The sequence below is a fragment of the Polynucleobacter sp. MWH-UH19D genome, assembly GCF_040409795.1.
Classification (GTDB): domain Bacteria; phylum Pseudomonadota; class Gammaproteobacteria; order Burkholderiales; family Burkholderiaceae; genus Polynucleobacter.
The window spans coordinates 1,302,830-1,329,096 of sequence record NZ_CP099571.1 but is presented as its reverse complement, the minus strand read 5'-3'; the positions used below and the strand labels follow the sequence as shown (position 1 = coordinate 1,329,096).

Annotated in this window: 33 protein-coding genes; 18 read left to right on the top strand and 15 right to left on the bottom strand. The window is 44.7% G+C overall.

The window, feature by feature from the left end:
* Nucleotides 1-47: 47 nt before the first annotated feature.
* Nucleotides 48-242: a TIGR02450 family Trp-rich protein gene (locus NHB34_RS06725; RefSeq protein WP_353428564.1), complete on the bottom strand. Its 195-nt coding sequence runs from the start codon at nucleotides 240-242 to the stop codon at nucleotides 48-50.
* A gap of 505 nt (nucleotides 243-747) precedes the next feature.
* Here NHB34_RS06725 and NHB34_RS06720 point away from each other — a divergent pair.
* Nucleotides 748-1,797, top strand: coding sequence for a fumarylacetoacetate hydrolase family protein (locus NHB34_RS06720; protein WP_353426873.1), 1,050 nt, complete (start codon nucleotides 748-750; stop codon nucleotides 1,795-1,797).
* Nucleotides 1,798-1,837: 40 nt separating this feature from the next.
* On the opposite strand, the gene NHB34_RS06715 is transcribed toward NHB34_RS06720, so the two are convergent.
* Together NHB34_RS06715 and NHB34_RS06710 are read right to left on the bottom strand one after the other, a co-directional pair.
* Entirely contained in the window at nucleotides 1,838-3,427 is a 1,590-nt protein-coding gene (locus NHB34_RS06715) for a rhodanese homology domain-containing protein (RefSeq protein WP_353426872.1), read from the bottom strand.
* A gap of 45 nt (nucleotides 3,428-3,472) precedes the next feature.
* Complete coding sequence (locus tag NHB34_RS06710) at nucleotides 3,473-4,447, bottom strand: tripartite tricarboxylate transporter substrate binding protein (RefSeq protein ID WP_353426871.1); 975 nt, start codon at nucleotides 4,445-4,447, stop codon at nucleotides 3,473-3,475.
* Between the two features lie 160 nt (nucleotides 4,448-4,607).
* Here NHB34_RS06710 and NHB34_RS06705 point away from each other — a divergent pair, with 160 nt between their 5' ends.
* On the top strand, nucleotides 4,608-4,796 hold the full coding sequence (locus NHB34_RS06705) for a hypothetical protein (RefSeq protein WP_028819023.1): 189 nt from the start codon (nucleotides 4,608-4,610) through the stop codon (nucleotides 4,794-4,796).
* A 54-nt stretch (nucleotides 4,797-4,850) separates the two neighbouring features.
* Here NHB34_RS06705 and NHB34_RS06700 read toward each other — a convergent pair whose 3' ends face one another.
* Nucleotides 4,851-5,144 (bottom strand): DUF1330 domain-containing protein, encoded by a 294-nt coding sequence (locus tag NHB34_RS06700; protein WP_353426870.1) that lies wholly within the window; start codon nucleotides 5,142-5,144, stop codon nucleotides 4,851-4,853.
* Between the two features lie 64 nt (nucleotides 5,145-5,208).
* Between NHB34_RS06700 and NHB34_RS06695 the strand changes: the two genes are divergently transcribed.
* Nucleotides 5,209-5,487, top strand: coding sequence for a cupin (locus NHB34_RS06695; protein WP_353426868.1), 279 nt, complete (start codon nucleotides 5,209-5,211; stop codon nucleotides 5,485-5,487).
* A gap of 7 nt (nucleotides 5,488-5,494) precedes the next feature.
* The gene (gene mmsB / locus NHB34_RS06690) at nucleotides 5,495-6,373 is read left to right on the top strand and encodes a 3-hydroxyisobutyrate dehydrogenase (protein ID WP_353426867.1); all 879 of its coding nucleotides are present in this window, start codon (nucleotides 5,495-5,497) and stop codon (nucleotides 6,371-6,373) included.
* Nucleotides 6,374-6,385: 12 nt separating this feature from the next.
* On the opposite strand, the gene selD is transcribed toward mmsB, so the two are convergent.
* Genes selD through NHB34_RS06670 form a run of 4 tightly spaced genes read right to left on the bottom strand, consistent with a single transcriptional unit; the run spans nucleotide 6,386 to nucleotide 8,961 of the window.
* On the bottom strand, nucleotides 6,386-7,456 hold the full coding sequence (gene selD / locus NHB34_RS06685) for a selenide, water dikinase SelD (RefSeq protein WP_353426866.1): 1,071 nt from the start codon (nucleotides 7,454-7,456) through the stop codon (nucleotides 6,386-6,388).
* Nucleotides 7,457-7,477: 21 nt separating this feature from the next.
* Entirely contained in the window at nucleotides 7,478-8,053 is a 576-nt protein-coding gene (locus NHB34_RS06680; RefSeq protein WP_353426865.1) for a hypothetical protein, read from the bottom strand.
* Between the two features lie 30 nt (nucleotides 8,054-8,083).
* Nucleotides 8,084-8,518 carry a YbgC/FadM family acyl-CoA thioesterase gene (locus NHB34_RS06675; protein ID WP_353426864.1) on the bottom strand — a complete coding sequence of 145 codons (435 nt, stop codon included), beginning with the start codon at nucleotides 8,516-8,518 and terminating at the stop codon, nucleotides 8,084-8,086.
* An 11-nt stretch (nucleotides 8,519-8,529) separates the two neighbouring features.
* Nucleotides 8,530-8,961: a GNAT family N-acetyltransferase gene (locus NHB34_RS06670; protein ID WP_353426863.1), complete on the bottom strand. Its 432-nt coding sequence runs from the start codon at nucleotides 8,959-8,961 to the stop codon at nucleotides 8,530-8,532.
* A 148-nt stretch (nucleotides 8,962-9,109) separates the two neighbouring features.
* Here NHB34_RS06670 and NHB34_RS06665 point away from each other — a divergent pair, with 148 nt between their 5' ends.
* Nucleotides 9,110-9,691, top strand: a complete 582-nt coding sequence (locus NHB34_RS06665; protein ID WP_353426862.1) for a hypothetical protein — start codon at nucleotides 9,110-9,112, stop codon at nucleotides 9,689-9,691.
* Nucleotides 9,692-9,772: 81 nt separating this feature from the next.
* On the opposite strand, the gene NHB34_RS06660 is transcribed toward NHB34_RS06665, so the two are convergent.
* The 3 genes from NHB34_RS06660 to NHB34_RS06650 form a co-directional block, all read right to left on the bottom strand.
* Nucleotides 9,773-9,997 (bottom strand): molybdopterin-binding protein, encoded by a 225-nt coding sequence (locus NHB34_RS06660; protein ID WP_353426861.1) that lies wholly within the window; start codon nucleotides 9,995-9,997, stop codon nucleotides 9,773-9,775.
* A gap of 8 nt (nucleotides 9,998-10,005) precedes the next feature.
* Nucleotides 10,006-10,809: a substrate-binding domain-containing protein gene (locus NHB34_RS06655; RefSeq protein WP_353426860.1), complete on the bottom strand. Its 804-nt coding sequence runs from the start codon at nucleotides 10,807-10,809 to the stop codon at nucleotides 10,006-10,008.
* Between the two features lie 71 nt (nucleotides 10,810-10,880).
* Nucleotides 10,881-11,705 carry a substrate-binding domain-containing protein gene (locus NHB34_RS06650; RefSeq protein ID WP_353426859.1) on the bottom strand — a complete coding sequence of 275 codons (825 nt, stop codon included), beginning with the start codon at nucleotides 11,703-11,705 and terminating at the stop codon, nucleotides 10,881-10,883.
* 87 nt (nucleotides 11,706-11,792) lie between these two features.
* On the opposite strand from NHB34_RS06650, the gene NHB34_RS06645 reads away from it, so the two are divergent.
* Entirely contained in the window at nucleotides 11,793-12,815 is a 1,023-nt protein-coding gene (locus NHB34_RS06645; protein WP_353426858.1) for a substrate-binding domain-containing protein, read from the top strand.
* A gap of 39 nt (nucleotides 12,816-12,854) precedes the next feature.
* Entirely contained in the window at nucleotides 12,855-13,610 is a 756-nt protein-coding gene (modA, locus tag NHB34_RS06640) for a molybdate ABC transporter substrate-binding protein (RefSeq protein WP_353426857.1), read from the top strand.
* Between the two features lie 11 nt (nucleotides 13,611-13,621).
* Here the strand turns inward: modA and NHB34_RS06635 are convergent, their stop codons facing one another.
* A complete protein-coding gene (locus tag NHB34_RS06635; protein ID WP_353426856.1) occupies nucleotides 13,622-14,242 on the bottom strand; it encodes an FMN-binding negative transcriptional regulator in 621 nt (206 codons plus the stop codon).
* A 199-nt stretch (nucleotides 14,243-14,441) separates the two neighbouring features.
* Between NHB34_RS06635 and NHB34_RS06630 the strand changes: the two genes are divergently transcribed.
* The 6 genes from NHB34_RS06630 (at nucleotide 14,442) to NHB34_RS06605 (ending at nucleotide 19,314) form a co-directional block, all read left to right on the top strand.
* On the top strand, nucleotides 14,442-14,684 hold the full coding sequence (locus tag NHB34_RS06630; protein ID WP_353426855.1) for a FeoA family protein: 243 nt from the start codon (nucleotides 14,442-14,444) through the stop codon (nucleotides 14,682-14,684).
* Nucleotides 14,677-16,590: a ferrous iron transporter B gene (locus NHB34_RS06625; RefSeq protein WP_353426854.1), complete on the top strand. Its 1,914-nt coding sequence runs from the start codon at nucleotides 14,677-14,679 to the stop codon at nucleotides 16,588-16,590. The genes NHB34_RS06630 and NHB34_RS06625 overlap by 8 nt, the downstream gene beginning before the upstream one ends.
* Nucleotides 16,591-16,676: 86 nt before the next feature.
* A complete protein-coding gene (locus NHB34_RS06620) occupies nucleotides 16,677-17,072 on the top strand; it encodes a c-type cytochrome (RefSeq protein WP_353426853.1) in 396 nt (131 codons plus the stop codon).
* Nucleotides 17,073-17,215: 143 nt separating this feature from the next.
* On the top strand, nucleotides 17,216-17,506 hold the full coding sequence (locus NHB34_RS06615) for a SemiSWEET transporter (RefSeq protein ID WP_353426852.1): 291 nt from the start codon (nucleotides 17,216-17,218) through the stop codon (nucleotides 17,504-17,506).
* Between the two features lie 17 nt (nucleotides 17,507-17,523).
* Nucleotides 17,524-18,216: a fumarylacetoacetate hydrolase family protein gene (locus NHB34_RS06610; protein WP_353426851.1), complete on the top strand. Its 693-nt coding sequence runs from the start codon at nucleotides 17,524-17,526 to the stop codon at nucleotides 18,214-18,216.
* An 18-nt stretch (nucleotides 18,217-18,234) separates the two neighbouring features.
* Nucleotides 18,235-19,314, top strand: coding sequence for an alpha/beta hydrolase (locus NHB34_RS06605; protein WP_353426850.1), 1,080 nt, complete (start codon nucleotides 18,235-18,237; stop codon nucleotides 19,312-19,314).
* 22 nt (nucleotides 19,315-19,336) lie between these two features.
* Here NHB34_RS06605 and NHB34_RS06600 read toward each other — a convergent pair whose 3' ends face one another.
* A complete protein-coding gene (locus NHB34_RS06600; RefSeq protein ID WP_353426849.1) occupies nucleotides 19,337-20,107 on the bottom strand; it encodes an enoyl-CoA hydratase/isomerase family protein in 771 nt (256 codons plus the stop codon).
* Between the two features lie 126 nt (nucleotides 20,108-20,233).
* Here NHB34_RS06600 and NHB34_RS06595 point away from each other — a divergent pair, with 126 nt between their 5' ends.
* The 5 genes from NHB34_RS06595 to NHB34_RS06575 all read left to right on the top strand — a co-directional run bounded on the left by NHB34_RS06595 (nucleotide 20,234) and on the right by NHB34_RS06575 (nucleotide 23,108).
* A complete protein-coding gene (locus tag NHB34_RS06595; RefSeq protein WP_353426848.1) occupies nucleotides 20,234-20,386 on the top strand; it encodes a DUF5993 family protein in 153 nt (50 codons plus the stop codon).
* 6 nt (nucleotides 20,387-20,392) lie between these two features.
* Nucleotides 20,393-20,956 (top strand): disulfide bond formation protein B, encoded by a 564-nt coding sequence (locus NHB34_RS06590; protein WP_353426847.1) that lies wholly within the window; start codon nucleotides 20,393-20,395, stop codon nucleotides 20,954-20,956.
* A gap of 36 nt (nucleotides 20,957-20,992) precedes the next feature.
* Nucleotides 20,993-22,003 (top strand): tripartite tricarboxylate transporter substrate binding protein, encoded by a 1,011-nt coding sequence (locus NHB34_RS06585; RefSeq protein WP_353426846.1) that lies wholly within the window; start codon nucleotides 20,993-20,995, stop codon nucleotides 22,001-22,003.
* A 137-nt stretch (nucleotides 22,004-22,140) separates the two neighbouring features.
* Nucleotides 22,141-22,590, top strand: a complete 450-nt coding sequence (locus NHB34_RS06580) for a hypothetical protein (RefSeq protein WP_353426845.1) — start codon at nucleotides 22,141-22,143, stop codon at nucleotides 22,588-22,590.
* A gap of 56 nt (nucleotides 22,591-22,646) precedes the next feature.
* A complete protein-coding gene (locus NHB34_RS06575) occupies nucleotides 22,647-23,108 on the top strand; it encodes a glycine zipper family protein (protein WP_353426844.1) in 462 nt (153 codons plus the stop codon).
* Between the two features lie 14 nt (nucleotides 23,109-23,122).
* Here NHB34_RS06575 and NHB34_RS06570 read toward each other — a convergent pair whose 3' ends face one another.
* Both NHB34_RS06570 and NHB34_RS06565 read right to left on the bottom strand, forming a co-directional pair.
* Nucleotides 23,123-24,514 carry an MATE family efflux transporter gene (locus NHB34_RS06570; RefSeq protein WP_353426843.1) on the bottom strand — a complete coding sequence of 464 codons (1,392 nt, stop codon included), beginning with the start codon at nucleotides 24,512-24,514 and terminating at the stop codon, nucleotides 23,123-23,125.
* 3 nt (nucleotides 24,515-24,517) lie between these two features.
* A complete protein-coding gene (locus NHB34_RS06565; protein WP_353426842.1) occupies nucleotides 24,518-26,236 on the bottom strand; it encodes a hypothetical protein in 1,719 nt (572 codons plus the stop codon).
* Between the last annotated feature and the right edge of the window lie 31 nt (nucleotides 26,237-26,267).

Here is a 26,267-nt window from a genome sequence, read left to right as displayed (position 1 = left end):
TTGCAAGCTAAACCGCCTTAATTGCCATTGGTATTAAGGCGGTTTTTTTATTTCCACCCTTGTGACCATTCTTCGCTGTTCATAAGTTCGCGCCATGCAATTTGACGAACTTTTTTACTATAGATTGCTTCGATTTCTACGAACTCAATCTTCTCTTTAGGATCCTCTGGTGTAATGACCTTAGTTACTAAAAAATGCTTTTGCTTGGCAATTGGTTGAGCTGCGGTCCATTTGCTAAGCAGTAATTTTTTGGGATTGACTTTATTGTGAGCCGTCCATGAAAGTCAGTGATAAGGTTTATAAGGCGACACATTGGTAAGCTTTGTCTTGTCGCAGTAGTGCGCCAGTTTTGGGGGAGAAAACAGTATTGGATTGTTCGGTTTATTTTGCGCAAGTTTGGTCAAAGTAACTTTGGTCTCCAAGGCTGCCACAATATTTGAGTTCTAGACCCTGAAATTCCATCTGTGCCTTTCTTAACACCATGGGAATTTTGGTTTCACTGCTTGATTGACAGTTCCAGCTCGTATAGGTCTCGCGCTCGCAGGCGATCAAGCTGAGTAACATAGCCGTATAACTTAGGCTGCGCAGTATCGAGTGGTGTTTCTGATTGGGCATGACTCAAGAATAGCCAAGTTTTAGTTTTTATGCCCAAGACTGTAGTTTGGTATTAAGATTTACCGCAGAGCTTAGGCTTAATGAATCGCAATAGTTAACCATAAAAAATTAAAGCTAAACGAAGGAGATGCTGTGGATACAAATCGTAGAGATGCGCTGAAACTTAGTGCAACTGCCGCATTGAGTGGCATGATGATGACCAATGCTCTGGCTGCTGCAGATAGCCAGCCACCAGTTGTGGTTGAGCCCTTAACAGGTAAAGCAGGATTTAGGGTAGCCAATTATCTGCCGCGAATGGGCGCTACTTCACGCTTAGGTTTGGTGACGAACGACGGTCTAGTGATAGACATTCCTGCAGAAGCAAGTCGTCAAAAATTACAACTCTCATTTGACCCAACATCAATGATTTCCTTGGCTGGTTCTGGCAATAAAGGACTTTTAGAGCTTGCCGCATTATTTAAAAATCGTGGAACTCAAGCGCAGAACGTAAATCAGGTACTTTTATTGTCACCCATTCCAAAACCTCAAAGCAATATTTATTGCGTTGGTTGGAACTATTTGGATCATTTTGATGAAGGTAAAGAAAGGCGTGCCGATCAAGGGGTTAAAGAGTATCCCAAGGTACCCGTGTTATTTACTAAAGGCACGCAGACTATGAATGGCCCTTATGATCCTATTCCTTATGATGGAAGCTATTCCACCATGATCGACTGGGAAGCGGAGCTGGCAGTTGTGATTGGTAAAAAAGGAAAAAATATTTCTGAAGAAAACGCCATGGACCACGTCTTTGGCTATTCAGCCTATAACGACACAACTGCTCGCGATGTGCAGCAAAAGCGTCATTCTGGACAATGGTTTAAAGGAAAGAGTTTGGATGGACATGGCCCGATGGGTCCATGGATTGTGACGGCTGGCGGTGTTAATTTGGATGACACGCGCATTATCTGTCGGGTAAATGGCGTTGAAAAGCAAAACGCAAGCTATAAGCAAATGTATTTCAAAATCCCTGTAGTCATTGCGGAGCTTTCTCGCAGTTTGACCTTGTTGCCAGGGGATATCATTGCGACCGGAACTCCTTCTGGAGTCGGTTTTAGTAGAAAGCCGCCAGAGTTTTTGAAACCTGGCGACATTATGGAGACAAATATCACCGGGATAGGCGTATTGCGCAATAAGATTGCTTAACTAGCTATTGCCAACTCATTACCAAGTTGGTTGCAAGGACTCAAAGGACCCAGAAGTGATGGGTTCCGTCCTTGCCCAGTTGTTCTACCAAGCCAAATTCCCAGTCTAAGTATGCTTGCATTGCTGCTGGGTCTACACTGGTTCCCTCATAAGGACGTTTATAGCGATCAAGCGGGGGTGATGCGAGGTGGCTCGCTCCTTTTTCCATCTCAAAGCCTGCATTAATCCAGGCGGAATTACCACCCTCTAGGACGAGTACCTCCGCATCGGTAAGGGTTTCAAACTCTTGCGCTGCAAAAATACTCAGTTCGCTAGGGTTACTTGTTAATACATAGCGATCTACTTTGGGTAATTTACTTAAGGCGTCTTGCAACTGAGATCGCAATGCATACCAACTTCCCGGAATGTGACCTTTGATGTAATTAGCGTGGGTGCTGAAATCAACCACAATCGTGTTGCTATCCAATTTGAGCCACTTTGATAGCGTATTTGCATCCACTGTTGCTGCTTTGGGTAGCGGTGGCATTGGTGCTTTCCATACTCCTTGCTCGGTAAGATCGGATGCCTTGATATCGTCTAAGACATAAACCTCCCACGCCATTTGTGCCAACCAAGAAGCTGGCATATTTGCGCGGACGCCTCCGCCACTGGGGTCGACAAGCACGATGCGTGCACCTCTGACGGGGGCAACCATTTCGGTTTCTTGAACGAGCTGTCCACCGGGTACAGACCGAAAGCCGGGTAAATGACTGTGTTCAAACTCTTCAGGCGTGCGAGTGTCAAAAAAGTAAGTTGTCCTATCGGCTTGCTTCATCCATTCGTGGACAGTATTGAGGTTGACTCGTTTCACACCAGCGCGGTCGGCTACATTGCGGGCGCGGGCGGCTGCTTCATTGGTAGTGCTGTCGCTTACTTCCCTAAATTTACGACTTTGACCTTTGTCTAGTTCTTGACCTGCAAGTGTCCAGCCAATCGTGCCATTGCGCAAAGCGTTAACCTCATTTGGAATGCCTGCATTAATTAATGACTGTGTGCCAATGATGCTACGAGTTCTGCCAGCGCAATTGACGATGACTTTTGTCTTAGGGTTAGGAGCTAACTCGGGTAAACGGAGAACTAGTTCTGCGCCAGGGACGCTGATCCCCGTAGGAATACTCATGGTGTTGTATTCATCAAAGCGACGAACATCGACAACCACCACATCTTCTTTGTTGTCCAATAATTGTTTAACTTCTTGAGCGGATAGTGAAGGCGTATGTCGTTTTGATTCAACGAGCTCGCCAAAGGATTTGCTGGGCACATTTACATCTTTGAACAATTCTCCACCAGCATCTTTCCAGCCCTGAATGCCCCCTTCAAATACCGAGACGTCTGTAAAGCCTAGATGAACTAAGCGTTTTGCCGCCAATTCGGCAAAGCCTTCGCCATCATCAAGTGTCACAATTGGCACGTTCTTTTTAGGAAGCTTTCCATAGGCATCTACTTCGATGCGAGACAGTGGCACGTTAGCAGCGAATAGAGGGTGCTCGCGTGCATGGGGATCTTCTTCTCTGACGTCTAAAAATGCAATCTCTTCTTTATTTAAAAGTTTATTGCGAACAAAGGAGTAGTTTTTTGTTGAAATGCGCATTGATTTTTCGTGTCTCTTATTTTCTGTATTAGCGAAATAATATTTTTAATCGAGCTTAGCACCTGATTTTTTGACTACTTCACTCCAGCGAATGATTTCTTGGTTGATGAAGGTATTTAATTCACTGCGCGTCATTTTAGGGACGCTCGCACCCATTCCTGCCCAGCGCTCTTTGATCTCGGGTGAGGCCAATGCAATTTGCACTTCGGCACTCATTTTGTCGACAATCTCTTTAGGGGTGCCTTTGATAGCCCACATGGCATACCAACTAGAGACTACGAAATTGCTGATGCCGAGTTCTTGTGCCGTGGGAACATTTGGAAAGGCTGGGCTACGTTGATTGCTCGCGACAGCAACCGCAATCAATTGACCGCTTTTAATAAAGGGTGCAGCACCTGCAAGAGTGTCAAACATCATATCCACTTGGCCTGCAACAAGGTCTTGAAGAGCCGGCCCAGTTCCGCGATAAGGGATATGCGTGATAAACAACTTATTTTGTATCTTGAATAGCTCGCCCGTTAGGTGTTGAGAGGTGCCATTGCCAGTTGAGGCGTAGTTATATTTACCAGGGTACTTACGAATCTCCTCAATGATGGATTTCAAATCATTCTTAGGAAACTTGGTGGGGTTGACAACAATTACGTGCGGAACGCTACCGATAATTGCGATTGGTTCAAAATCTTTAGTAATGTCATAAGAAAGATTTTGATACATGCTTGGCGCAATCGAATGGTGAACTGCACCTAGGAGCCAAGTGTATCCATCAGGCGTCATTTTTGCTGCAGCTGCAGCACCTACAGTGCCACCAGCTCCGCCTCGGTTATCCACCACAATTGAGTCATTTAGCTGAACGGATAACTGCTTTGCCAATGGGCGACCAAAAGCATCTACCGCACCACCAGGTGGAAACGGGTTAATAAAAGTAATTGGACGATTGGGGGCGGGCCATGAGGTGGTCTGAGCTACCGCCATCAGTGAAATCAAGCTGGTGAAGGCTAATATCAGTAAATTTCTGATCATTTTTGCTGTCTCCTAGTGTTTTTTCTTATTAGAACATTTTTGGCTTATATGGTGCTTCTAAGAGTTATCCCTGATAAAAATGACCCTTTTTTCCACTTTTTATGGGGATATACTAATTTCGCTGTAGTAATGACTATTTATTTGATTAATGGGAGACGAGATGTCACAACACGATACATTGTTAGCCGCTTTTGAAACATACAAAGCTGAAAACGAGAAGTTCATTGAAAAAGGTATTAAGGCATCTGCCGCACGCGCCCGTAAGGCCTTGCAAGAGATTGCAGGTGCATGCAAAGAGCGTCGTAAAGAAATTACTGCTGCTAAAGAGGCAATGGAAGCGAAGAAATAATTCTTTCCCCCAATTGATGAAAAGCCTGGCTCACAAAGCTGGGCTTTTTTATTGTCAATTTTCTACTCCAAATAGGGTTAACCTCATTGCCTGATTGCGAACCCCTAAAAGACTTTGATATTCAGCGCTATGAGCCCAAGCTTTAGCATCTTCTTTGCATGGAAAACTCAGCTCAACATATGCGCTAAATGCTTCACAACTGAGCTCGTTCCAAAAGATCTCCGTTAGAGACCCGCGATACTCGACGCTGCCCTTGTAATGTTCAACTGTTTTACCGACTTGCGAGCGATATTGCTCAAAAGCGAGCTCATCTGTAAGTTGAATGAGGCCGATTACTTTGACTGTCATGGTGTTTTATCTCCTAAAGAGAGTGAATGCTGAAAAGAGTGTATATCCGCGCTATAGTTTCAACATGAATAAAACACAATTTTTGGAAGCCTTATCGCAGTCGGGTTATCCAGAGCCTGTTGAAGTTCAGCAACCACCCAATGGGCATCTTGCTGATCACGCACACCCATTTGCAGTAAAGGCTTTAGTGATTGATGGTTATATTGAAATCCAAATTCAAGGCGCCTCAAAAAGGTATGGGGTAGGCGATATTTTTGCACTCGAATTTAATCAAACCCACTCAGAGACCTACGGACCGCTTGGGGTTAAGTATTTAGCATCGCGCAAGTTATTAATAAACTAGGAGCAATATGAAAATCGGATTTATTGGCTTAGGTAATATGGGGTTACCCATGGCAATCAATTTGCTAAAAGCGGGCTATGAGGTAATCGGATTTGATCTAGTGCAAGCCCAAATCGATGCGTTTGCTCAAGCTGGAGGCAAAGTGACGACTAGCGCCAATGCTGCCGCTGATGGAGTAGATATTGTGATTAGCATGTTGCCTGCTTCACGTCACGTGGAAGGCTTATATCTAGGTGACAAGGGTTTGCTAGCTAACGCCAATCCCAGAGCGATCTTGATTGATTGTTCAACGATTTCACCAAAAGTTGCGCAGGCAGTTGCAAGTGAGGCAAAGGCTAAAGGTTTTGTAATGGTCGATGCGCCAGTTTCTGGTGGCACCGCAGGCGCTCAAGCGGGAACATTGACATTTATGGTTGGTGGTGAAAGTTCAGCAGTGGAATGTATACGCCCAATATTGGAGAAGATGGGCAAAAATATTTTTCATGCGGGTGGTAATGGTGCGGGTCAGACTGTTAAGGTTTGTAACAACATGCTCTTGGGTATTCAGATGCTGGGCACTAGCGAGGCTTTGCGCTTGGGGATTGCAAATGGGATGGATCCAAAAGTTCTCTCGGACATCATGGCCAAAAGTTCTGGGCGTAATTGGGCGCTAGAGTTATATAACCCTTGTCCTGGCGTTATGGAAAACGTGCCCTCATCCAAAGGCTATGCTGGCGGATTTGGGGTGGACCTCATGCTCAAAGATATGGGCTTGGCAATTGAGAATGCTCAAGATCTTGGTGCGAGCGTACCACTAGGAGATTTGTCTCGGAAACTTTATGAGGCTCACAGCAAAGCAGGTAATGGTCAGCTCGATTTTTCGAGTGTGTTTAATCTCAAAGACTAATAGAAGATTGGCTTACGAAACAGCTAAAGGCTTGCCTTGTCGTTTGCTCATTTGACCAATCACGCGAGCGCCTAAAAAATGATGTTGGTTAAAAATATTCAGCACTTCTTTAACGGACTCAGGGCTGCATGACACTAATAAGCCACCACTGGTTTGGGGATCTGTTAGTAGTGCGCGCTGCGCTGTAGTGAAATTCGCGGGTATAGCAACTTCATCGCCATAGCTAAGCCAATTGCGATCAGATGCCCCCGTAATGATTCCTTCATCCGCTAGATTTTGAACATTGGATAGTAGGGGTACTTGACTCCAGTCAATGTGAGCAGTGCAGTTTGATGCCCGAGCCAACTCTAGGGTGTGTCCTGCTAAACCAAAGCCTGTGACATCAGTTAAGGCATGTACGCCATTGATTTTTGCCAAGTCAGGGCCAGCAGAATTGAGTTTCGTGGTGTTTGAAATCATTTCACGATACCCATCTGGTCCAAGTAAATCTTTCTTGAGGGCTGCTGACAAAACACCAACGCCCAATGGTTTGCCTAGTATTAATACATCTCCGGGTTGCGCTTTCGCATTACTTTTGACGCGTTTAGGATCCACAATACCAATAGCAACTAGTCCATAAATAGGCTCTACCGAATCAATGGTGTGACCGCCAGCAATTGGAATTCCCGCGCTGCGACAGGCCTCAGCACCGCCCTCCAAAATTTTGGCGATGGTTGTGTTGGATAGCACCTTGATGGGCATACCAACCAAGGCAAGAGCAAAGAGTGGGGTGCCACCCATGGCATAGATGTCGCTGATAGCATTAGTTGCAGCAATTTTTCCGAAATCAAATGGATCATCTACGATCGGCATAAAAAAGTCAGTAGTAGCAACAATCGCTTGCGAGTCATTAACTTGATATACGGCCGCATCATCTGAAGTTTCAATGCCAATCAAGAGTTCTTTAGGGAATGGCAACTGCGGCACATTCTTGAGAATCTCAGAAAGAACGCTAGGTGCGATTTTGCAACCACAGCCACCCCCATGCGAGAGGGAGGTTAGGCGCGGTTCATTTGATTGGTTGGTGTTATTGATGGTGGTCATACGAGTAATTTTAGTGATGGATTATGGGTTCCACAGATTTGGAACGAGAGTATTGGCGTATCCCGATACAAACGATTTTTCTGCTCCTGTAATCGGATCAAAAACGAAGCGCTGAATTCTACCGATATTGCCACCGTATACATGAATACTGATTGAGGTCTGATCAGAAAGATTGTTTTCCACTACGTGAATATCGTGAGTGGTTGGCGAGACAGTATCGACATGGCCTGGAGGGCAAATAGAAGATTCACCTGCTTTAAACGTACCATTTGCTTGGCGATAGTAAGGCGTGCCTTTTTCCTCTCCGCGCAACTGTCCAACCATACCCCAAACTGTGTGATTGTGGATGGGTGTCTTCTGACCAGGCCCCCATACAAAACTCACAATTGAGAAGCGATCTAATGGATCTGCGTAGAGAAGGTATTGCTGGTAGTACTGGGGATGTGGTTTTGTAAATTCTACTGGCAACCAGTCATCTACAGCAATCAGATTCCGAAGTAATCCTTTACCTTTGGTAAAAATAATTTCTTCACTTGGATTTTGGTTGAGTAGTTGGCTTAATTCTTTGACAAAGGTAAGTAACTTGCCATCAGTCATATTTTTCTCCATAGCTTAATTGACGCCAGCTTACTCAGCATTAAATAACCAATCTGGCCAAGCTTTGGGTTTGAGGGTATTGGTATCTACACAAACAATATGCAAAGTAGCACTAGCAATCACCTGCATTTCATTGCTATCAGAGAGTTTGCGTTGAGCAGTTTGCTTTACGCTCACTTGCGTACGACCGCGATGCTCAATGACTTGATCAATGTGCAAGAGATCGTCTAGTCTTCCAGGTTTATAGAAGTTCATGGTGAGCTCACGTACTGGCATCACGATGTTAAATTCATTCATGAGCTTAGTAGGGCTTTGGCCGCGCTGAGCAAGCCATTCAGCACGACTGCGCTCAAAAATTTCGAGATAGCGACCGTGATAAACAAATCCTGCCGCATCAGTATCGGAATAACAAACGCGATGAATATATGTAAATGCAGAAGAGTTTGAATGAGTGGTGGCTGTCATAGTCAGTAAATCTAGGTTGGCAATATCATCATCATATTACGGTGTGGAATGCCAGCTTCGTCATATATCGGACCCTCTGCCCTGAAGCCCAGCTTTTCATAGAATGGAATGACGTCTACTTGGGCGTGCAGCATCAGGGAGCTAAGCCCTTTTGATTGGGCTACCCCCATCAGAACATTCATGATTTGAAGACCTAGCCCACGATTGCGAAATCCTGCTAACACAGCCATACGCCCAATTTGGCCAGATCCATCATAACTCATATGCAATCGAGCAGTTCCAATGCAGACATTGTCATGGTAGGCGAGAGCATGCAATGCAGATGAATCGAATTCATCAATCTCAAGCTCCTCTGGAACGCCTTGCTCCAAAATAAAAACCGCTCTCCTAACCTTGAAGGCGTCTTTTTCTGCTTCTTGCCAAGATCTAATCAGAATGTTCACGGGTATATGTTGGTAGTGGGGGGGTTATCTAATGTATCAAAGAAATAGCTAATTAGAGGCGTATTGATTATGGTTACAATGAAGTAAGCGATTCGTTCTGGAATATCCAAGTCAATCCCTTAAACCCTTTATTCATTTAGGAGTTATTTTGAAGAAATCTTTACTTGCTGGTCTATTTGCCGCTATTGGTATTGCCTTTGCTACCTCTGCCTCTGCTCAATTGCCTACCAAAATGTTGCCTTTGGCTGCCGATGTAGTAGTTCTTAGTGCAACGGTAGATTCAGTGGACGCAAAAAAACGCATTGTTGTATTGAAAGATGCGAATGGTAATTTGGCGCAGATGAATGTTGCCAAGTCTGTAAATGATTTGGATAAAGTAAAGAAGGGTGACGTATTCTTGGTTGAGCATGCCCAAGCGATTGCAGTTGGTTTAACTGCTGCTGGCAAAGATGCCAAGCCTGGCGTTTCTGGTGTTCGTTCTGTTGTGGTAGCTGGTAAAGGATCTGCAAAGCCTTTTGAAGAAACTACCGACACGATTTATGCAACCGTAAAAATCAGCACAATTGATCAAAAAACTCGCATCGTTACTTTCACAATGCCAAGTGGCGAGAAGCAAAAAGTGAAAGTTGATTCCAGTGTTCTTGGTCTCGAGAAATTTAAAGCTGGCGATGATGTAATGGTTGAGTTTGTGGACGACACTGCGATTGGTTTTGTAACGCCGAAGAAGTAATTCCTTATATAAAATTTGCTGGATTAATCTGGCAAAACAAAAAGCCCGCTAATGCGGGCTTTTTGTTTAAGGAGCCTACTTTTAAGCCTCTTTAGCCACCATGACGTCAGAGGCTTTAATAACCGCCCATGCTTGATCTCCCACCTTTAGATTGAGTTCTCCGACGGCTTCGTTGGTGATCGAGGCGGTCACAATATGGCCCCCTCCAATATCTAATTTCACATGCGAGGTAGTTTGACCCATTTTGAGCTCAACCACTTTACCGCTCAGAGTATTGCGTGCGCTTAGCTTAACTTTTAATTCCATAATTTCCCCTAGTGAGCATATTGCTTGGCATATGTAGCGTCATTATAGAGAGGCTCTCTGTGCTTTGATTTGCCGTAGTCCCGAATGATCTTTTGGCCTTCATTCGACGAAACGAATTGAATGAATTTCACTGCAATATCTCGATTGGCGGTTGCCCCAACTGGAGCTGCTAGGGCATCATAAGTATTGACTAAAAATGGATCGCCTCGATAAAGAATTTGCAGATTTGGAGCAATATCTTTCTCGGCGACCCAAGTGCTGCTATCAGTCATAAAGTACGCATCCTCTGCATTTGCCTTTTTGAGGGATGCAGTCATGAAGTCATTTGTGACGATATACCATGAGCCGTTAGGCGTGATGCCAGTCTTCTTCCAGATATCTATTTCTTTTTGGTGAGTCCCAGAGTTGTCGCCCCTAGAAATGAATTTACTTTGTGTATTTGCGATTTTTAAATACGCATCAGCGCCGCTTGAAGCTATTTTGATGCTAGCTGGATCATTTTTTGGTCCAACAATATAAAACTCGTTCGAACCAATTAATGTTCTATTGACGGCCCAACCCTCAGCAATAGCTTTATTAACGGCATCGGGTGCGTGCACCATGATCATGTCAACCTGAGCATTTTTTAATAGCTTGAGTGAGGCGCCGCTACCTGCTTTGATCCAAACTAAACGAGCACCCTCTTTTTTATCAAAAGCCTCACCCAGTGCTTGTAGAAGACCTAGCTCTCCAGGGCTACCAGTTGCGAGAGTGAAGCTTTTAGCACTCTTTCCATAAATGGCCTCTGGAGAAGTTGGGTTGCTTTGCGCCATAGATATATAACATCCACTGATAAGCAATGCACCTAGAGATGTTGCTTTACATATATTCAGCAGGCGCATGATTATTTCTTCGCATTCGGGAAAAAGAGTTGTTCACCACCAATTTGATAGCTAGCAATGACGTCTTGACCATTTTTGGAAACTAGCCAATCAATAAATGCTTGCCCTTCTGCTTTCTTAACATGAGGGAACTTAGCTGGGTTCACCAGCATCACACCATACTGATTGAAGAGTTTGGGATCACCTTGAACAAGAATCGTGAGATCCCCACGATTCTTGAAGCTTAACCAGGTGCCTCTGTCAGCAAGGATGTAGCCATTCATAGCAGAGGCAGTATTGAGAGCAGGACCCATGCCTGAGCCAGTTTCTTTATACCAAGACTGGCTTGGGGAAACGGCAATACCAGCGCCTTTCCAATACCGGAGTTCAGCAGCATGCGTACCGCTTTTATCTCCACGTGAGACAAAGGGTGCCTGAGCTGCTGCAATCTTTTGAAAGGCAGCCTGAATATCCTTGCCGCCGCCAACTTTTGCTGGATCAGATTTAGGTCCGATCAATATAAAGTCGTTGTACATGACTTCATAGCGTTTTGTGGCGTAGCCATCCTGAACAAACTGCTCCTCGGCGGGTTTGTCATGCACAAAGACGACATCCGCATCACCGCGCCGACCGATATCAAGTGCTTGACCCGTTCCAACGGCGACCACTTTGACATCAATGCCAGATTTCATCTTAAAGATTGGCAGGATATAGCCAAACAAGCCGGATTGCTCAGTAGATGTTGTTGAGGAAACAATAATGCTTTTTTCTTGGGCTTGGACATTCGAAGTGAGGGTGGATGTGACAAGTAAGAGACTTACGAAAAACGAGTTAAGTGCTTTGTTCATGAAATACCTCATTTAAATACGATGGGGGTTGAGTAAATTTGTATCATCGCATACATTAATACTTAATGAATATGCAAAAAATTACATATGCGAATAGAAGCTAGACCAACCCTCATTCTGAATGCTCGAGAACCGGAAAAGGATGCTATTGATCTTTACTGGCTAGTAGGGTTATTAAAAGATATTCGGGGTGGCAGCTCATTGGTCTTGGCCAGCAAAAACTCTGGAGTTTCTTATCGCGGCGTTTGGGGAAAGTTGAATCAAGTTGAGGCAAGTCTAGGTATACCTTTGATAGTTCGTACCAAAGGGCACGGCTCAAAATTAACAGAATTTGGCTCATTCCTATGTCAATTTATTGAAGAGTTGCAGGGCGCTTATGTGCAGCATGGAATCAATTATGAAGACACTCTGCATAGAGAAATTAAGAAATATCAAAAAATAGAAAATGCTCGCTGGAGTTTTTATTCCAGTAGTGACTCGGTTATTCAGAAGGTTGTTTCCGAAGTAAAAGGATTTGGCTTAAAGATTGCTGGATCTGGAGAATCTTTAGAGCAATTGCTAAGTAACAATGCTCATATAGCCGGCTACCATGTATCAGACGAAAAGAATTCGCGAGTCATTCATGAGCGGTTGCGCAAACACGGTATTGAAATTTTCCCCGTGATGAAGCGTACTCAAGGTTTTATGGTGAAGAGGGGGAATCCATTGCGTATCCATGCAATTGAAGATTTGCTGAATCCTAAAATTCGTTTCATTAACCGCCAAATTAGCTCTGGTACAAGGTTATTGCTTGATACATCCTTGATCGAACAAGGCATTGATCCTTCTGAAATCAATGGCTATCTTCATGAAGAATTTACTCACTCTGCAGTTGCCAATGCGATATTGGCTGGTAAGGCTGATGTTGGTCTTGGGGTAAAAAATGTTGCTTTAGAAAATGGCTTAGGTTTTGTGCCGCTGAAAGATGAGGTATTTTTTATTGCAATGCATAAAGAGATGCTTGCTCATCCTGAATCATCGAAATTGGTTCGTAGAATTCGTAGTTATTCGAGCAAAATTCCGGGCTATAAAGCGATTAGTCTAAATCGCCAAGTTGAAAGCTGGCTATAGTGGTTATAGAAGAGTTGTTTGACTAGAATAGGGCTAACTATGCGTCCTTTTTCAAATTTTCTATTAGCGGTTTTCTTGCTCTGTGTAAATCTAGCATTTGCCCAAAGCACAACAGTTGCTGTAGCTTCGAATATGAAAGACGCTTTCGCTGAAATTGCCTCTGCGTTCAAATTGGCAGGAAAGTCAGAGATGAGGGTGGTTTATGGTTCGTCAGGTAATTTCACTGCACAGATTATGAATGGCGCGCCATTTAGTTTATTTATTGCTGCAGATGAGCAATTTCCTTTGGAGCTTTACAAGAACGGCAAGACAATTGATGATGGAGTAGTGTATGCCGTAGGTAAATTGGCTTTGATCGCGAAGAGTCAATCTGGGGTGGTTTTGGTTGATAACAAAGTGGAGTTAGCAAAAATAATTGCTAAAGCAAATAAGGTGGCTATCGCCAAACCAGAGTTAGCCCCTTATGGTAGGGCGACGGTTCAATTTCTGAAGTCTGAGGGCTTATGGGGTCTGGCTAAGGATAAGTTGGTGTACGGCGATAATATCGGTATTGCAACAACCTACGTTGTCACAGGTGCCGCAGAGATTGGGTTTACTGCGCTTTCCTTGGCAAAGTCGCCTGAGGTGATCAAAGAGACAAATTTTGTTTTGTTAAACCCAAAACTTTATGAGCCCATCAAACAAAGAATGGTTCTCTTGAGAGGGGCCTCACAAGAGGCTAGGGAGTTGTATCAATTTATGCAGACCACTCAGGCTAAGGCAATCCTAGTTAAATATGGTTATGCAACACCATAATCGCAATTCATTTACGGCTTCATATATTGACGCATAGCTTGCAACATTTCTTGCGGGGATTTCTCTAGTTCTTTCACAACGGCATCGCAGTCCTCTGGAGGGCGATTTTGGCTAAGCTTAAATTTGCCAACCAAACTCTCAACCTCGATCTCGATTCCAACAATTGCTTTGAGCATTGTTTGCACATAGTCTTCTGGAGCATCATCAAGCTTCCAGTTTGATTGATAGGTTGGCTCATGAATATTGGTCATTTGCGACACATGACTCCTGAGCCATAGCGCATCTTCAATGAGTTTAATGTGACCTTGCGCATGAACTACCGCATAGTTCCAGGTTGGAACAACTTTTCCTGATTCCTTTTTAGAGGGGTACCATGCTGGAGTGACATAAGCATTAGGGCCATGAAAGATTGCCGTAACCGCAGTTTCTGAACTCTGCGCAATCTTCATCAGCGGATTCATTCTAGCGATGTGCCCATGCAACTTCTTTTTATCGGAGCTGAGCATCAATGGCAAGTGATTAACCTCGAGTTGATCATTGAGGCTGCCAACAAGAGTGGCAAGCGGGTACTCCTTGATGAGCTGCGCTAGCAAGTCTTGATCATCAGCAGCGAAGTGTTTTGGTAAGTACATTTCTCAACTATAAAAAGATTTTGGTCAGTATGCATTAGCAGCTCAGCTTTTGCTTTGGATCAAAGCTGGCTGACTAAAAATACCGCATTATTTGTCTAAATTTCTCTTCTTTTGTATGAATGATAGTCATTCTCATTTATCGCTATAATGACTATCAAATCAAAACTTCAGGCACAAACAAGCATATTGAATAAATTACATGAATTTAGACCAAGTACGCTTAGGCAGTCTTTATCGGGTGAGCGTAGTCAATTCACCCAAAGGCGCTCCTCAAATTAAGGGGCAACTGGAAGATATTGGTTTTTTGCCAGGAGAGCAGGTTACTTTATTGCGCAAAGGCTTATTAAAAAAAGGACCCTATCTTGTGCGAGTAGGGGCTTCCACATTTGCTTTGCGCTATTCCGAGGTGCACATGATTGAGGTGGAGCCAGTGAATGACTGAATCCACTGTCCACTTTTTCCCTAGCGAGCCCCTGGTCGCCCTATTGGGCAATCCGAATTGTGGAAAGACTGCCTTATTTAACTTGTTAACTGGTAGCCGACAAAAAGTTGCTAATTACTCTGGCGTTACCGTTGAGCGAAAGGAAGGGCGTCTCACTTTATCTTCCGGAAAAAATATTCGCATATTAGATTTGCCGGGTGCTTACAGCTTGTATCCAAGATCGCTTGATGAGCGTGTCACTTGTAATGTATTGATGGGTCGTGCGGAAGGTGAGAAGCGCCCAGATTTAGTGTTGTGCATCTTGAGCGCAATGAACTTGCGTCGTAATTTGCGTTTAGTTTTGGCTGCCAAGCGCTTGGGCTTACCTTGCGTAGTTGTTCTGAATATGTTGGATGTAGCTAAGCGTCAAGGTTTGAATATTGATACTGCAGCGCTTTCAAAAGAATTGGGTCTGCCCGTAGTTACAAGCGTAGGTATTCATGCAAATGGCGCTGATGAAATTAAGTCATGCTTAGCAGAATTAGATTGGCGCAATCTAAATAATTTGCGCACTGGTACTAGTGACGCCACCCTAGAAAATGTTGCCTCGCATATTGCTCATGCTGAGGCAGATAACGTGCAAGTTCAACGGATCTTAACGAATTTGGGTCTCGATCAAATTATTCCTGATCGCTTGAGCGATCGTTTGGACTCTGTCTTGTTGCACTCGGTCTTGGGGCCCATTATTTTGGTAGCGCTACTCTTTTTTATTTTCCAAGCGGTGTTTAGTTGGGCGACAGTGCCAATGGAAATAATTAAGTCTTCTGTTGAATATCTTGGCGGTCAAATTAGCGAGTTCCTTCCAGATACCTGGCTTAGAAGTTTGTTGATTGATGGTATTTTGGCGGGACTTGGTGGCGTGGTGATTTTCTTGCCACAAATCTTGATTTTATTTTTCTTTATTCTGCTGCTTGAGGAGTCTGGCTACTTGCCAAGAGCGGCTTATCTGTTAGATAGGGTAATGGGGTCGGTAGGGTTGTCTGGCCGTTCATTTATTCCTTTGCTATCTAGTTTTGCCTGCGCCATTCCAGGAATCATGGCAACGAGAAGTATCTCTAATTCTCGGGATCGCTTGGTAACTATTTTGATAGCGCCAATGATGACTTGCTCTGCGCGTCTGCCAGTGTATGCGTTGTTGATCTCCGCATTTATTCCGCAACAAAAGCTATGGGCGAATATTGATTTGCAGGGATTGGTTTTATTCCTTCTTTACCTCGCTGGAATCCTGGGGGCAATGGCAGTTGCTTGGGTATTGAAGCGTTTTGCGAGCGAGCAGTTTAGAACCAATGTATTGATGATGGAGTTGCCCAGCTATCACTTGCCTCGATTGGGTAATCTAGCAATCAGCCTATGGCAACGCGCTGAAATCTTTTTGCGTCGAGTTGGTGGCGTCATTTTAGTGATGACAATTGGACTATGGGTGTTATCGAGCTTTCCGCTACCGCCTGAAGGTGCAACCTTGCCACCAATTCAATATAGTTTTGCGGGGATGCTGGGCGAAGCTCTAGCGAACATCTTTTCGCCAATTGGTTTTAATTGGCAAATTAGCATTGCCTTAGTGCCGGGGATGGCTGCACGTGAAGTGGTGGTGAGTTCATTGGCTACGGTGTATGCTTTATCTAGCTCTAGTGCTGATGCTGCTGAAGCGTTAATACCCCTGATTTCAGGGGATTGGTCTTTAGCTACCGCACTTTCCTTATTGGCTTGGTTTGTATTTGCACCCCAGTGCCTATCTACGATTGCTGCTGTGAAGCGAGAGACTGGTGGCTGGAAAGTTCCGGCTGTAATGTTGAGTTACTTATTTGGACTAGCGTATATCGCTTCTTTCATTACTTATCGCATAGCTATTTATTTTGGTTTGGGTTAGTCATTTTCCTTAGGGTAGGCACCTAAAAGCAATTTTCCGTAATTTACGATACATTCTTACTCACATAGATCTATATGAAGGTTCGAATGAAAAAGATATTGATATTGCCAATCGTAACTGGGTTGCTTGCCTCCGTTATGTCATTCAGTATATTTGCCCAATCTGGCGAGAATACCTATAAGCAAGTATGTGCAAATTGTCATGGCGCTGGTGTACTAAATGCGCCTAAGTTTGGTGATAAGGCGAAGTGGGCGCCATTAATCGCAGAAGGCCAAGTTACCTTGACTGCCCACGCTTACTTTGGGGTACGTGGTATGCCGCCAAAAGGGGGCAATCCTAATTTAAGTATTGAGGGATTCTCCGATGCGCTTGTTTATATGGTGAATAACTCTGGTGGTAACTGGAAGTCGCCAGACGCTAAAACAATTGCAGCAATCAACAAAGAGATTGAAGCTCGCAAAACGGGAGTGAACAAGAAATAATTTTTTTATTCGCCACTCTTTATTTCCTATAAATATTGGAGATAAGATTAATCAGGATGATTTGATTGCAGCGCTAAGTGCCGGCGAAAATATTTCCTCATGTGGCCATTAATGTTCTGGTCTAGGCAAATTACAATAAATTCATGAACCTTGAGCCCTACCAGATTGAGATTGTTGGCTATTGCGCCGCCTTTTTGACTACAGTTGCATTTTTACCTCAAGCAATTTGGTCATGGAAAACGCGTGATCTTTCTGGAATATCTCTGGGGATGTATTCTTTGTTTACAGCGGGGGTGGGTTTGTGGCTAGTTTATGGCTTGGTTCTAGAGAAGTGGCCATTGATTTTGGCTAATGCAATGACCTTTGCTTTGGCGCTGAGTATCTTGATGTTGAAATTGCGTCATACTGCTACACAAAGAAAGCAACAAAAATAATATTGAGAGAGGTTTTTATGAGTTCAGCATTTGTAATAGATCCGCCAGTGCAAATTTCTTTGCCTGTGACAGGCGATAGTCGTCGCTTTGCGGTAAACCGAATTTATTGTGTAGGCCGTAACTATGCGGATCATGCAAGAGAGATGGGGCATGACCCCGACCGCGAACCGCCATTCTTTTTTATGAAGCCAGCAAACTCGATCGTTACTGATGGTAAGGATATGGCTTATCCCAATTTATCAAATGATGTCCATCATGAAATTGAGATGGTTGTAGCAATTGGTAAAGGTGGTTCAAATATTTCGGCCGATAAGGCCCTGGACCATGTGTATGGTTATGGCGTGGGCCTTGATATGACAAGACGCGATTTGCAAGGAGAGGCAAAGAAGATGGGCCGCCCTTGGGATACAGGCAAGGCATTTGATCAATCCGCACCTTGCGGTGAGATTACCCCAGTAACTCAATGTGGTCACCCAAGTAAAGGTGCCGTGAAATTACTTGTAAATGGTGAAGAACGTCAGTCAGGCGATTTAAATCAATTGATCTGGAACGTGCCTGACACCATTGCGTATCTTTCGACCTTATTTACTCTAGAGCCAGGGGATTTAATTTTTTCAGGAACGCCTGCTGGAGTTGGTCCTGTGAAGAAGGGTGATGTTTTAGAGGGTAGTGTTGAGGGTTTAAAAAACCTCAAAACCAAAATTGTGTAATTTAATTTCTGGGCTTATATGAAAACGATTCGCGTACTTGCCACAGTTGCTACGTTATTCACAGCTTCTGTATTGATTGGATTATTAACTTCCTGCGCCAGTAATCCATCAGTAAACTCAGCTACCAGTGCAAATGGTGGGTCTCCCACGGCATCGCTTTATGCCAATGCTGCCCCACTCGATTTACGTTTAAGTGCTTGGCCATATCCATATCCAACCAAGGAGTTCAAGACTAGCTTGCAGGGTGTGCCAGCTAGCATGATTTATATGGATGTTGCCGCCCAAGGGAAGCAAAAGGGTGTGGTGCTACTTTTTCATGGAAAGAATTTTTCTAGCGACTACTGGGCGCCAACAATTGCTGGCTTAACGCAAGCGGGCTATCGGGTGATAGCACCTGATCAAATTGGATTTGGTAAATCCTCAAAGCCAAATGTGCAATATCACTTTGATGATTTGGCTTTAAATACTAAAGCCTTGCTTAAATCATTGGGCATTCAGCGGGTTTCTGTGATTGCCAACTCAATGGGCGGTATGGTTGGGGTTCGGTTTGCGCGCCTGTATCCGCAAACAGTGCAAAAGCTGGTCTTAGAAAATCCTTTAGGTTTGGAGGATTACAGCAAAGATATACCGTCACAGCAAAACGATAATTTATTAAAGTTAGAAATGGCGCAAACCGAGACAAGTTATCGCCGTTTCTTGCAAAGCTATTTTCCAAATTGGCAACCTGCTTATGAAAAGTTTGTGGAGGTATATGTTCGTGTACAAAAGGGTCCTGACTATCCTGCATATGCAATGACATCGGTATTAACCTACCAAATGATTGCTGAGAAACCAGTGGTCAATGATTTGCCAGAGCTCAAAATGCCAGTATTGTTGGTGATTGGCCAAAAAGACCGTACAGTATTCGGAAGACGCTTTGCTCCACCAGAGGCGGTGAAGTCGTTGGGTAACTTCCCAGAGTTGGGTAAAAAAGCTCAAGCCATCATTCCGAATGCGAAACTAGTGCCGATTGATAACGTTGGTCATGTCCCACACGTTGAGGTGCCCGATCTATTTGTCACTATAGTTGTTCAGTTCTTAAATCAAGCCAAGAACTAAAAGCAGGAACTAAAGTCAAAGATTACTTGCCAGCCCACTTCGGTGGGCGACCCTCTAGGAAAGCATTGACGCCTTCTTTAAAGTCTAGGCTGTTGTAGGTCTCGCGCATCAGATCAGTACATTCGGGAAGATTGCTTTCTAATAAGCGCGCTATGGTTAGCTTGCTGGCCTTTTGAGTAATAGGCGCTAGAGTGGCGAGCTTTTGGGCAAGAGCATCCGCTGCTTGAGTAATTTCTTCTGCATTAGCAGTTTCATAAAGATAGCCCGAGGCAAGTAACTCTGGGGCTTTAATTAATTCGCTAGTCAGAAGCATTTTTTTAACTATCGGGATGCCTAGGTGAGCGCTAATCCATGAGAGGTTGCTGGGAGATAAGCAATTGCCCAAAGTGCGCGCAACAGGAATACCAAAACGTGCATCAGGTGTGGAGATGCGGAAATCACAAGCGGTAGCAATCAGCAAACCGCTGCCAACGGCTAAACCTTCAATCAGGGCAATAGTCGGCATCGGTAATTGCTGGAGTGAGCTGAAGATGTTGTCTACAGCCACTTCGTAAGCCTCATCTTTTTTTAGATCAACAAATTGCTGAATGTCGCTGCCTGATACAAATGCTTTGTCACCAGCACCTCTAAAGATGGCGACCCGAATGGATGGATTGATGGCCAAGGCGCCACAAATAGATTTGAGTTCCTCGTACATGGGCCAGGTCATAGCATTACGTGCGGCCGGATTATTGAAAGTAATGCGAGCAATTGCCCCGTCTATTTGAAGATTAAGGCAAGGGGGATGTGGCATTTTTACTTACGCTATCGTTCATGGAGTTATTCTAAACAATGACTACTTTGAAAGACCATTTTTCTAGGTTTGGTTTGACTGTTTGCTAGGCGCTAAACGGTACTACGCTAGAATTATCCTATGTATATGTTCCTGCCTTTTCTGACAGCTTTTGTTGGTCTCATCCTGGTTTGGTTTGAGAAACGTCTTGCTGGTCTTTCTGTTCTTGCGGTGACCGTTGCCGTGCTCATAGTGTGGTTCCGTTTTCATGCGAATAGCCATCTGAATATCAGTCTTTAAGTTCGCATGAGTAAACAGTCTTTTCCTTCATTGGCATCACTTGGTAATCAACTAGCCTTATTGGCGGTCGTTGGTGCCTTGTCCTATGCCTTTTTCGACCAGCTCTATTTTGGCGAGCTACCTTGCCCACTGTGCTTGATGCAACGCATTGGTTTTGTCATTATTGGATTTGCGCTGGTATTAAATATTCGTTGTGGTGCTCATTCTGCTCACTATGGTTGGGGCATCATCGGTGGTTTAGTTGGGATGATGGTTTCCTTGCGTCAAGTTTTTCTTCATATTCTTCCGGGCGATAAAGGTTTCGGGAAAACTTTTCTAGAGCTTCATTTTTATACCTGGGCTTTTGTTGGTTACTTGGGCTTGTTAGCTGGCATGGCTATTTTGCTCATGTTGCCAAATCGAGATGTGCGTTCGCGCTCTTGGTTTGCCAATATTCTAATTATCGCTTTCATTCTGCTTGTGTTTGGCAATCTTGTGTCTACGCTGCTGGAGTGTGGTGTTGGTGCCTGTGCCGATGATCCAAGTCGTTACGAGGGTTGGCTTTGGTTACGTTCTCGTTTTGGTTTTTAATTGAACTGGCTTAGGTTTAACCTGAGCTCGCTAAGAATGCAATTTCCTCAAGTGGCTAAGCGCCCATTTTTTCTCTTTCTTTTGATTGGCCTTGCTTTGCTACTAAGTTCGAATACGACTTGGTCGCAAACTTTGAAGAGCGCTAGTTGGCCTAAACAAAATATTCGAATCGTAGTGAGTTTTACTCCAGGTGGTGCGCCTGATATCTTAGCGCGTATTTTAGCGGAAAGTTGGCAGCAAAGTTTGGGCGTTCCTGTTTTGGTTGAAAACCGTCCAGGTTATGGTGGCAACATTGGCGCAGAAATCGTTGCCAAGAGTGAACCTGACGGCTATACCCTATTGATTGGTACGGTAGGTATTCATGCAATTAATGGCGCACTCTATGAAAAGATGTCGTTTGATCCGATTAAGGATTTCACACCCATTAGTTTTCTTGCGAGCACCCCTAATGTTTTGGTGGTAAATAAAAAGCTCGGCGTTAATAATTTGCATGAGCTGATCGATCTTGCCAAGTTAAAGCCCAATCAACTCACCTTCGGATCATCGGGAGTAGGGACTTCATTACATATGTCGGGTGAGCTTTTTAAAGAAATGGCAGGTATACAAATTCGGCATATTCCATATAAAGGTCGCGCACAATCTTTGCCTGATTTAGTCAGCGGTCGAATCTCGATGCTGTTTGACAACCTATCTTCCTCACTATCCCTGATCAAAGCAGGCGAAGTGCAAGCTTTGGGAGTTACCACCTTAAAACGCTCTCCTGCGGCACCAGACATTCCCACTTTTGCAGAGCAGGGTTTGTCAGGATTTGAGGCGGTTTCCTGGTTCTCGCTGATGGCGCCTGCTAATTTGCCGTCGCCTATTCAGAAGCAGTTAAACCAACTCACGTATCGTGCACTCAATGATCCAGAAGTAAAAAAACGCCTACTTGCTGGAGGCTTAGATCCTGCCCCAAGTAGCGCAAAAGATCTCTCAAAATTGATTGCGCAAGAATCCGCTAAATGGAGCAGGGTGGTCCAGCAATCAGGTGCGAAGTTGGAGCAATGAATTAGAGTAATTCATTGCAAAAATAACGCTATTTCCTGTCAGCCTAATGATGATCCAGGCGTTATTGATAGTAAGACAAGTAGAAACTAGAATGAAGATGTAAGGCGTATCAAGGCCAAATATAAAAGGGGTCAACCATGAAACAAGTCAATAAATTCAGTGTCTTAGGCCTAATTTTGGCTTCCGTTTTAGCATGCTCATCAGTGCAAGCTCAAGCTGGTAATGTCGCTTGGAATGTTTCTGTTGGAGGTGGTTATGGCGGTTGGCGTCCTGTAGCTTATGGACCTGGCTGGGGCCATGGCTGGGGCCCAGGATGGCGAGGTAATTGGGGATATGCTGGCGGTTATTACGGACCTTATGCGGGATATTATGCTCCGCCAGTTGTGTATGCGCCACCCCCTGTCATTACTTATGCGCCACCGTCGCAACCAGTTGTTTTGGCTGCGCAACCACAACCTGCAGTTTGGTATTACTGCGCTGCAAGTGGCAAATATTATCCATATGCTCAAGAGTGCCCAACTGGTTGGCAGACTCAAGCTGCAACGCCGCCAACAAGTAGTGCGCCTCATGCACGCTCGCAAAATTAATGGCAAGACAAAAAGTATCAACAACAACTTTTAATTAATTTAGGATTTACCAATATATGACAAGAATGACTCGCGTAGCTATTTTGCTTACTGTTGCTACTGGTGTTTTGAGTGCGTGCGTTTCTGCGCCAACTGGACCAACTATTGCGATTATGCCGCGTGAAGGAAAGCCATTTGAAGTATTCCAGCAAGAAGATCAAGTATGTCGTGATTTTGCTGCGAATGCAGTAAAAGACACTAGTAATGCCGCCTTAAAAGAAGGAGCTACTAGTGCTGCAATTGGTGCTGCTCTTGGCGCTGCTGCAGGCGCAGTAATTCAGGGTGGCAGCAGTCAAAATATTGGTACTGGTGCAGGCGTTGGCCTATTGGGCGGAGCTGCTATGGGTGCGATGAACTCTGCTGGTAAGCAGAATCAAGCACAGACACAGTACAACATTGCTTATCAGCAGTGCATGTATTCCAAAGGTAATCAAGTACCCAGTTACCCATCGCCCGTATCGGGTCCTAGCTATCGCTAGTAAGTTAATTTAACTTAAACCTCAACAGGCGGATGCGTTTTTTCATAACGTTCCGCCGTTTTTCTAAATAGATAGAGTAACAAGCAGGCAGCTAGTCCTAGGCTGATGCTGTTGCCAGCCCAAAATCCATTGGCACCTTGCAAAAATTCTGGTGTAAATCCTAGAACATTAAAGCCCATTAGATATCCGCCACCAAGCCCAACGCCCCACAGCGAACCTGCGTAGATCACCATGGGCCAAAACGCAATGCGATATGCGCGCAGAATAAAAGCCGCCGTTACTTGTAAAGCATCAAAGACTTGATAAAAGGCGATAAATAAAAAAAGTGGAATCGAAAATACTCTGACCGCTTCCGGTGGATCGTATAAATCCAGTAACTGCATACGAAAAAACCAAACTGCAACCCCAATCAAAATACAGGTGCCAGTAGTGAAAAATACCGATGACCAGCCAATCTCCTCAGCGCGTTCTGGTTGGTCGGCGCCAATGGATTGAGACACCAAAGTCATGGTTGCAATCGACAATGAGAGCGGAACCATATAAATAACTGTCCCCATATTAGCGACGATTTGATGGCCCGCTAAGGCTGTAGTTCCTAAGCGCGCAATAAATAGGGACATGAAGGTGAATGATGTGACCTCAATGAGGTAGCTAAATCCGATCGGAGTCCCCAACTTCAATAGAGTCCAAATGCGATGCCAATCGGGCATGCTAAAGTGCGCAAAAATCTGAAAGGGTCGATAAAAGCGATCGTAGAGCACAAAGCCTAGGGTCATTAATAGCCAAGACCAGTTGATGATGACTGTTGCTACTGCACATCCGGGTCCGCCCATGCCTGCAATGCCGAAGCCTCCATAAATGAAGAGAAGATTTAATGGTAGCTTGAGGGCTAAGCCAATCAATTGCACGACAGTAATTACAGTTGGGCGAGAAACTGCGTTATGTAAAGCCATTAAAACGCGCATGCCCATGCTGGCAGGTAAACCAATGGCCAAAATGTTTAGATAGAGCTTGGCTTTTGCTTCGATATCGGGCGCTACTTGTGAGATTGCTAGCAGTTGATCTGCATTGAGCAAAATCAAACAACCAATAATAGTTAAGCCCATAGCAAGCCAAGTGGCTTGGCGCACCTCTTCACCAATCTCTTGATGACGTTTGGCGCCAAATAGTTGTCCAGCAATTGGAGCAAGCGCTGAGACAACGCCTGTTAGGCCTACATAGATGCTAATAAATATCGCCGATGCCATTGCTAGTGCTGCTAAGTCATCAGCAGAGTAACGCGCAGTCATAGCGGTATCTAAAACACCAAATGCAATTACGGCTAATTGACCAATGAGTAGTGGACCAGCGAGTTTTAATAGAGCGGGGATGTCCTCGCGTAGGCGCGATACCTTAAAGTGCAGCAACGATTACTCCGGAATCACTTCATATAGACGTAGGCGCTCATCCCTGTCTGCGGCACGACGATCTTCCCATAACAAATGCAATTTTTTATTATTGAGTTGAGCATAGGCTTGCGCTTCAGATTGATTATGAGTGAGCATCCATGGGCAATTAGGATCATCACGCAAAGCGAGTTTGGTGAAGTAATCAAATGATGCAAGTTGGGCGGGGCCAATATTGGTGGTATCGATACACCCACCACCAGAGGGTACTACTTGTACTAAGCGAGCAGAGACTTGTCGATAGGTCTTGGCGTAATTGATGGTTGGTAACCATAAGGTCATTAATAAAACCCACATCAATGTAGTGCCAGATGCAGAAATAATCAGACAGCGCCAGATTTCTTTAGGGGCGCGAGAGGTCCTCCAGCGGACTACCGAGAGCCAGACGCCAGTAATGGCCAAGGCCACTATAAATGCGAGCCAATTAAATTGACTTTCAAAACCAGGAAGGAGTCGCGTGATATTCGTAGCGGTAGATTCTGGGAAGCCCGTGACTTTTGCAAGCCAAATGATCCAAATAGCCAAAGCGATTAAGGTAAAGCTAAACATTGCGAACCAATCAATGAAGCTAATGACACTACGCTTTAAGATGGGTAAGCTAAATGCCGCAATAATTGATAGGCTCGGGATCATGATCATGAGGTCGTGCTCATTTGCCTCAAGTCGAAACAATACGTAAATTAAGCTGCCAATAAATATGCTGAGTGGAATGCATAGATGGGGTGCGCGCCATGCGCCTGCTGCTTTAACACGTCCCCAGTGCGCTAAGGAAATCACTGCGAGAGGCCATACGGGCCATGCATATGCCCAGAAGTTCACACTTAAAAAACCTAGGGATTCGATGGAAGGTCTTGAGCGCATCTCAGGTGCATTGCGCCAACCTTCTTCTGCAATGTGACGCCATTCAGAAGGAAGATCAGCTAGATACCAAATGATAGGCCAGAGTGCAAAACCAATGAGACCCAATGCGGTACTAGTGAGTGTCCAGCGAAAACGTAACTTTGCATTGCTCGCAATCACTGCAATGATGGTGGATGTAACAACGATCAAACTTAAGGTGAGATTGCTGGAGAGTGCGACGATCGCAATGCCTAAGCCAGTCCATAAGCCACCTTGCCATGGTTTATCAAGACCGCGCACGGTGCCATATAAGACAATGCTGATACCCATCAATTGCGCCATCATCGGCGTTGTTTCATGAGCGCGCTGCGCAAGACCAACGCAAGCTAAGAAGATGAGCAATGCGCCATCGGCCAGGGTCATGCCGTAGCTCTTCATGTCTGGCTGACCACCAACGGCTAATGCCATGGGTTGCACTTCACGACGACGACCAAGTAGATAGGTGGCGTACCAAATGGCAAGTGCTGCAGCGAAAAAGCAAATCGCTGAGTACAAGCGCGCTGCATTGGCTGCGCCAATAAATTGACTAAATAATTTAATGAGTGTGGCACCCATCCAATAGGGTAGTGGCGCCCCCAATGAAACATCGCGACCAGCAAGATGTGGAACAACCCAGTCAAGAGAGTTGCCGCGAAACAAAGTCCACATGCCACCAAACCCAATTGCATCCTCATTTTTCCAGGGATCACGAAAAAAGAGGCCAGCAAATCCATAAACCAGTGTCAGCGCAAAAATAATAATGCGCGGAATTGATCTAGTAGCGGCGGCGGTTAGTTTGACCATGAACTCTAATCGGGTGAAACAGTATCAATAC